Source organism: Verrucomicrobiales bacterium (assembly GCA_016793885.1).
Taxonomy (GTDB): Bacteria; Verrucomicrobiota; Verrucomicrobiia; order Limisphaerales; family UBA11320; genus UBA11320.
The window spans coordinates 21416-27999 of sequence record JAEUHE010000109.1; the positions used below are offsets into that span (position 1 = coordinate 21416).

At 54.0% G+C, this 6584-nt stretch carries 6 protein-coding genes; 1 reads left to right on the plus strand and 5 read right to left on the minus strand.

Annotated elements, in window-relative coordinates:
* Positions 1-13: 13 nt before the first annotated feature.
* From JNN07_12685 to JNN07_12700, 4 genes are all read right to left on the minus strand, one after another.
* Positions 14-1204, minus strand: a complete 1191-nt coding sequence (locus tag JNN07_12685) for a hypothetical protein (protein ID MBL9168592.1) — start codon at positions 1202-1204, stop codon at positions 14-16.
* Between the two features lie 146 nt (positions 1205-1350).
* Positions 1351-1764, minus strand: coding sequence for a hypothetical protein (locus tag JNN07_12690; protein MBL9168593.1), 414 nt, complete (start codon positions 1762-1764; stop codon positions 1351-1353).
* Positions 1765-2159: 395 nt separating this feature from the next.
* On the minus strand, positions 2160-2453 hold the full coding sequence (locus JNN07_12695; protein MBL9168594.1) for a hypothetical protein: 294 nt from the start codon (positions 2451-2453) through the stop codon (positions 2160-2162).
* A gap of 833 nt (positions 2454-3286) precedes the next feature.
* On the minus strand, positions 3287-4450 hold the full coding sequence (locus JNN07_12700) for a hypothetical protein (protein ID MBL9168595.1): 1164 nt from the start codon (positions 4448-4450) through the stop codon (positions 3287-3289).
* A gap of 513 nt (positions 4451-4963) precedes the next feature.
* Between JNN07_12700 and JNN07_12705 the strand changes: the two genes are divergently transcribed.
* Complete coding sequence (locus JNN07_12705) at positions 4964-5827, plus strand: ParA family protein (protein ID MBL9168596.1); 864 nt, start codon at positions 4964-4966, stop codon at positions 5825-5827.
* A 446-nt stretch (positions 5828-6273) separates the two neighbouring features.
* Here JNN07_12705 and JNN07_12710 read toward each other — a convergent pair whose 3' ends face one another.
* Positions 6274-6549: a hypothetical protein gene (locus JNN07_12710; GenBank protein ID MBL9168597.1), complete on the minus strand. Its 276-nt coding sequence runs from the start codon at positions 6547-6549 to the stop codon at positions 6274-6276.
* Between the last annotated feature and the right edge of the window lie 35 nt (positions 6550-6584).

The following is a 6584-nucleotide window of genomic DNA, read 5'->3' on the forward strand; positions in this document are numbered from 1 at the left end:
AATCCAGACCCAGTCAGAATTCGGGAGGAAAGACGCCGCTGATGTCACTGAACGTTGTAAGAAGCCTTGAGGTCCTCTCAACCTCGTAAAAGTCGATAAAGTTACTGAGAAACGCCCTCCGCAAGTTTTCGTCGTTCTGAACGACAGTCCCGTCTGCAAACAGTAAGGTGGGGAAGAAAACCTCGCCGTGCGAGAAAATTTCGGAACGATCGTCACAAAACAACTGCTGATACTTCTCGAGGGCGACGTGAGCCGTAGCCAAGGGCGGCTGGTCGAAGGCTCGAGAAAAGGTTGCAGAGCCCCAAAGGTGATCTACAGCCCAGGTACCGAAAGGCATACCTTGAACCTGAGGGAAATCTGGGAAACGGCGGAGCAGCTGTGTCATGAGGACCGGTAGAGCCTCCGTCGTCAAACTCGGATCGGAGAAAGGACGTAAGAGGTTTGGATTTTCGATGAGATAAGTCAGTCGTTTGAGTGGATTGAGCGCATCAGAAACCCACGAATCAAACACGTCCCGGGAAACATCAAGGATTGAAAACGCAGGATAAGCAAAGTGCGACGCTGCAACGACAGCGACCATTGCGACAAAGGGTGAACGATGCGCTTCTCGCAATCGCTCGATGAGTTGAAATCCTTTAGTATAGGAGCTGTGCGGATTCCTGACTGACAACCGCCGCCGGCTCGTTCTCTGGGCTACCTCCCTGACTTCGCGAAACATCTGACCCCGCGCTTCCTCACTCATCCCGGGAATGAGCCTCTCCACAACGCGCTCTCTGATTTCGTGCGAGAACTCACTCTCGCCACAAGCAACCTCTACGGAGACGAAAGTTGCAAACCCTTCGTGCAGTATCTTCCACCGATTGTGGAGCCGAGTTCGACGTTCATTGATGAGTTCGAATACCTGCCACCGAGTCCGAAACGGATTTTGGTTTAGTAGCTCGCGAACGTCGTGGATCAGACCATCAGACAAGGCCATCTGCGTCTGTAAATCAGTGCCTTCCCTTGGTTCGCCAAACAGGAATAACTCTCTAAAGAGACGCTTCTGCTCCGGAGATCCGTTCCGCCATGAAAGCATGGCCTGACGGAGTTCCTGAAAGAGCATCTTCTCGATCGGAGCGGGGAGTTTGTGTAGTAGTTGCAGTGTCAGCCCTAGCACCCCATTTTGGAGTTGTGCATGAGCGAACTCGTGCAAAAAATCGAACATCTGCTTTCCATCGCGTATGGAGTGCGGCCCGAAAATGAAATTTACGAAGGGATGATATCGGATCCCTTTCTCAGGGTTGAGAAGTCGAAAGGCAGCGAAGTAAGCGGGAAAAACCCGTTCAATAGACGGGTCGAATGGGAGCTCCATCAAGGACTGTTCTCTTTCCGACATGACCTCAGGATAGCATCAGCAATCTCGGAAGTTAAGCGGCTGCGTTCAGCTGCTGAAAGATACTGGGGAAGATGATCTCTCACAGAGGATTCAACCTGCTGACGTTGGAGCTCCTGCTGACGCTGCGCGACAGCAGTGAAGACGCGCTCTATCTCACTCAGATCCTGATCGCTTAACTCGCCTTGGCCAGGATTGGGGAGCCCCTTGGTGAACAGATTGGCCGCAACAGAAATGAGGAATCCGCTGATGATGACCCAAGCCGCAGAATCACCTGCGGAGTCCGAGCGTAGCTCGCTTGATGTACGGGCATCCGCATCCTCAATCAACGCGAGGATTTCATCTGCCAGCTCTAACGCGCGGTGTGGTCCCTCTGACATGCTTGTAGTCATGTTCAGTTGTTCCTTCGTTCGCAAGAACATTTTCCAGCCCTGTGAGGACACCAAGACGTTCTTAAGCGGCCCTGGGGCTAGCGCTGGGCTCAACGCCATTGAGTTGCCATCCGTTTCCGAACTCCTCCATCTCCGATGGAGGTTGGTGTCCCCCAAAAAAAGAAGGCTGCTGGTCGGAGAAAATCAGAGCAGGAAAACGGGAAGAAAGCTGGTGGTGGAAGGAGGCAGAACGAGCGGGAATTGGAGGCTTTCAAACAAGCGGAACCGGACAGGGATTGGGGCTGACAGGAAGCGAGCGAAGGGATGGAGAATTGCGCCAGACTGACACTGATCGCGCCGTCATGGGTCCCCCCGCCGGTGATCCAAATCAGTCCCCTCCCCTCCTACCCCTTCGCCTAGTCCTTCGCCACGACTCTTGCCCCACGGGAATTTTTTGCCCTCCACCGTTTCTGAATCACCTCGCAAGCCCGCGACAGCGCCTTCTCGTCCTCGGCGATGCGCCGGAGTGCCACAGTGGCAAACCACTTACTTCCGTTCCTCTCAGGCCGTCCCAGGGGGCAAAGAACGCCTTTGGCGACGAGCACCGGGATGTCGTGAAGTTGAAACCCAAGGAACGCCGCCGCCTCGGCAGCTGAAAGCCTGGCTGGCAACGTTCGAAGATTTAGTAGTTCTCGCTGATCTTGAGTCATGGGTGGTGGGGGCATTCCCCGCCGGGTGTCGCGGAGATGCCCACGCGAACCTATCCGCCACGACCCCGCTTTAGGTTGCAACCTGGCGACATGTCACCCGCCGAATTTTGTCTGGTCCAATCTCCCCCGAAGTCGGGGTCGGGTGAGCGGGGTTAGTGTCTCTAGGCACAATTACCCTGGGTGGTCCGGCAGCGACAAAAAAAGTCGGGTGGAGTTTGGGGAGATGGGAACAAGCCACGGGACTTACCCGAGGGAGCTATTCCCGTTTCATCCGCGATATGGTAAAGGGTCCTTGTCCGCACACCGAGTCATTGCAGGAGATTCTCCATGGGACCAGGGTCCGACCCAAGACATCAACAAGCTCACGGCAGCTCCCCTGCCAAAGGCTCGCCGCCTGGAGCGCTAACGCCCCCCAAAACCACGGTCAATTTTCCCCTGGGGCAGGTGGTCATCACCCCCGGAGCGCTTGAGGCCATCCCCCAAGATGAAGTCCTGGCTGCCCTCTCACGCCACAGCAGAGGAGATTGGGGCATCGTCAAAACGGAGGACTGGAAGGAAAATGACCTCTCAGTTCGTGAGGGGTTTCGAATCCTCTCAGCTTATGAAACCAGGGATGGAACCAAATTTTGGATCATCACAGAAGCTGACCGGAGCTCCACCTGTCTCTTACTCCCCCACGAGTATTAGGATTGCGCCATCGATACCTGTCCCGCGCAATCCGGAGATGGGGCCGTGCGGACCCAGAGCACAAGGGTAAACTGATTTCGAACGCGGCGCTCCCCTCCCCCGCCCGCGTTCCCCCTTAAAAGTTATCCCCTCCAAAGAAAACTTCATTACGCCGCCTCCCGGAACTCTAGGACCCTAAAGCGGTCAGGATTTTCCTCCCGATATTTCACTAGTGCCGCCCTTCCCCGGTCTTCTTGCGCCTGGGTGATGTGGCTCCAAAGCCCTTTTCGGATGAGCGCCACAAAGAACCGTGGCGGGTCATTCCCCGCCTCGCGTGCTCTCACCGCCGCTGCCAAGAAATTTAGAGCCATCGCTTCGCTGGGTTTAATCCATCCTGCCTTGGAGGCTTGGAAGTAAAGTTCTTCAAGCTTTCCAAAGTGCCACAGGTCTTCGGGTTTGATATCCCAAAGATTTGGATTTTCTTTCCGTTCTAAAAAAACACCAGCTGGCTTGGCTGGAGGCAAAGTTTCCTGGTGTTTAATTTCGATAGAAGTTTTCTTGTCTTTATTAGGGGGTGCAAAATCGGTGCATTTTTCGAGGGGGAGGGGTGCAAAATCCGGCACCGTTTCAGTGACTTTCTTCTCTCGTTTCACGAATGTGCACTCAAGGTTCAGCACAAAATACGCTCCGTCCCGGTTTAATTTGAGTTGATGCGATCCCTCATCACTTTCAATGCACCCAAGCTCAATGAGAGTTTTCCGAGCGTATCTGACCGCTCGCTCGCTTAAGCCCATCGCTTCCGAAATCCAGGAGACCTTGGCAGTGCCTCGGTTTGAAATCTCTCCGCCTTGTTTTGAGATGGAAAGCCCCCGGACCAGATAACCGATCAAAGTTTTGGTGAGGCTTAATGTGGGGTTACCTGCAAGGAACCGGATTGCCGAGCGGGGCACTGGAATGGGTCGTTTTGGACTCCTTCGGCAGGAGAGAGATTCCAAAAGCTCATTAGAGCCTGGTAGCGGCTCTGTGGTGATGAAAATTTGACCCTCCCTATGGTCTACTAGCCCTTGTCGCCTTAATCGCGACAGGGAGCGTTTAGCGGCTCTTGGTGGGAGTCCGGTCAAACGCACGAGTTCGTTTAATCGGTAGCGCGGAAAATCTCTGGGTTTTTCGCGGCGGCGCATCTTGTAGCGCGTGGCGGCTTCGCGGATAGCAACCAGGGCAAAGCAGCCGAAATACGTCTGGGCGTCTCGTTTCGAAAGGGTCCCCTCCTCCAGGAGCCACAGGATGTTCGCGAATTGGATTGGGGTTATCGTTTTGTAGCCTGATTGCATGGGTCGCCTCTGAGTTTGGTCCGGATGTCGAGGAAGGACCAAAGTCCCCCTATTGCACCAAGCAGCAGGATCGATCCATAATCAGGGCACGTTTGTTTGCTCCTGGGTGTTTTGGATCTTTTTTCCTGCTCCTTGAGTTTGCCGATTTCAGAAAGAGCCAGCGCGTCAACGCTGGCTTTTTCATTTCTGTGACACCCGAACGAATTCAATAAAATCATCTCACGCTCGGACATACCCACTCCAATCGCATTGCGAAACCCCCTTTCTTCGTCCACCAGGCTTGTTATGGCCGTTACGTAACGGCCATCTGGTCAGATGACCGGAATATTATGCCGTTCTGGTCAGCTTGCCAGATGACCGTTATCGTAAGATCGCCCCGAAAAATACCCACTTGTTCTGAGGAGTTATTCCGTGCGAAGAATGACGTTCTGGTCATCTTGCCGTAACGAAGTGGCCTTCTGGTCAGAAGGCCACCTGGGCATCTGGCCATATGTAGATTTTTTTAGGAGGAGTATGGAACTAGCGGAATGTCGGAGAAAGACACGGATTATTGCGGTCGGAAACCAGAAGGGTGGGGTAGGAAAATCAACGGTCAGCACGCACCTAGCGGCGGCGTTGGGAGAACTTGGTCGGAAGTGTCTGATTTGGGATTTGGACTCCAACAGCGGCACCACACGATGCTTCAACGTGCCTGAGACTTTCCTCGGAGCCTACGAGGTAATGATCGGGGATGAAGATGCCCAGGACGTCGTCATTAGTAACGATCCTGTTGAGGGCCTCCATCTACCCAAGAATGTTGATGTGATCATTGCGAGAAGAAACCTCGACACTCTCGATGATACGCTGCGAAGCCGTAACCGCTTCGCCGATGGTCGCGACTCTCTGAAGACGCCGCTCGCGAGGCTCGACGGAAAATATGATTACATCTTTCTCGACACAGCGCCCAACACGAACCCGCCGACCATGGCGGCATACAAGGCCGCCGAGTGGTTTATTATCTCAGCGATACCGGATCCGCTGGCTATCAAAGGCATCAATGATGCCATGGCCGACATCCAAGCGGTGCGGGATAATGGAAATCCGAAGCTTCAACTCCTGGGCGTTGTCCTCTCGTGTGTTGACCGCCGAACCCGACTCGCGATTCAGTTGTCATCTTTCGTCCACGAAGCGTTCCCGACGAATTCTGGATCATTCCAGGTGCAACTTAGTCGAGCGGTGGCAATACCCGAGGCCCAAAAGGTCGGACGAACGGTTCTCCAAACGGATCCACATCACAAACTCTCCGAGCAATATCGAGAGCTGGCTCGAGAGTTAGAAGCTCGTTTGGACATACGAGAGGGGAAGGCTCCTCTGTATGGGGAGGTCGGCAATGGCTAAAGTTGATCCAAACGGGGAAGTCGCAAATCCGATCCGCTCAAAACTGGCAGGGGATATCTCCCGGCCTTTTCAAGTCGTGCCTCCAGCCCAGGAGCCTTTGGTTGTTCCTAAGGAACCCATACCAAGTTCTGCTCCGTCGAGTAAACTGGCCAAGCCGAAGAAAGTTCTCTTCACGCTTCTTGAGCAAAACGAGAACGATCGGCTTGTGCGGCAACTCCGCGATGCGGTGAGATCAGACACGCTGAGCTGGAGCCAGGTCAATCGAGCTTTGTGGTCGTTGTTACGTCGAGCTGAGGATCAAATCGAGGAGCGTCGGTCTGCTGCCCCGCGATTGGCCCGCCCGTCGAATGGGAACCCTTTAGAGATGGCGAAGTTCGAGGACGCACTCTCGGAATATTTGCTGATGTTGTTCAAGGATATCCCACGCCACTCTACGTCTGGATAGTTCAGAGAGTGAGAGTTTGTTCGAGTGTCACTACCTGATCAGCGATGAACTCCTTCTTGCGCGAATGCTCCATTGTATCGGTCACTTTAGCCACGGGTTGGGTGAGGTACCATCTGGTAGCCTGCTTCGCACGACTAGCTTCGACATAGGCAAGTTCACGATTTTGGTTTGAAGCGTATACAAGAGAGTTCTCCAGCGTTGCTCCTTGAGCGCGGTTTACCGTGAGTGCATACGCAAGTTTTAGGTAGTCGTAGCGGCCAACGTCAATTTCCCTCATCTCCTTTGAATCCAAGCTTACGACGATCTTGCCGC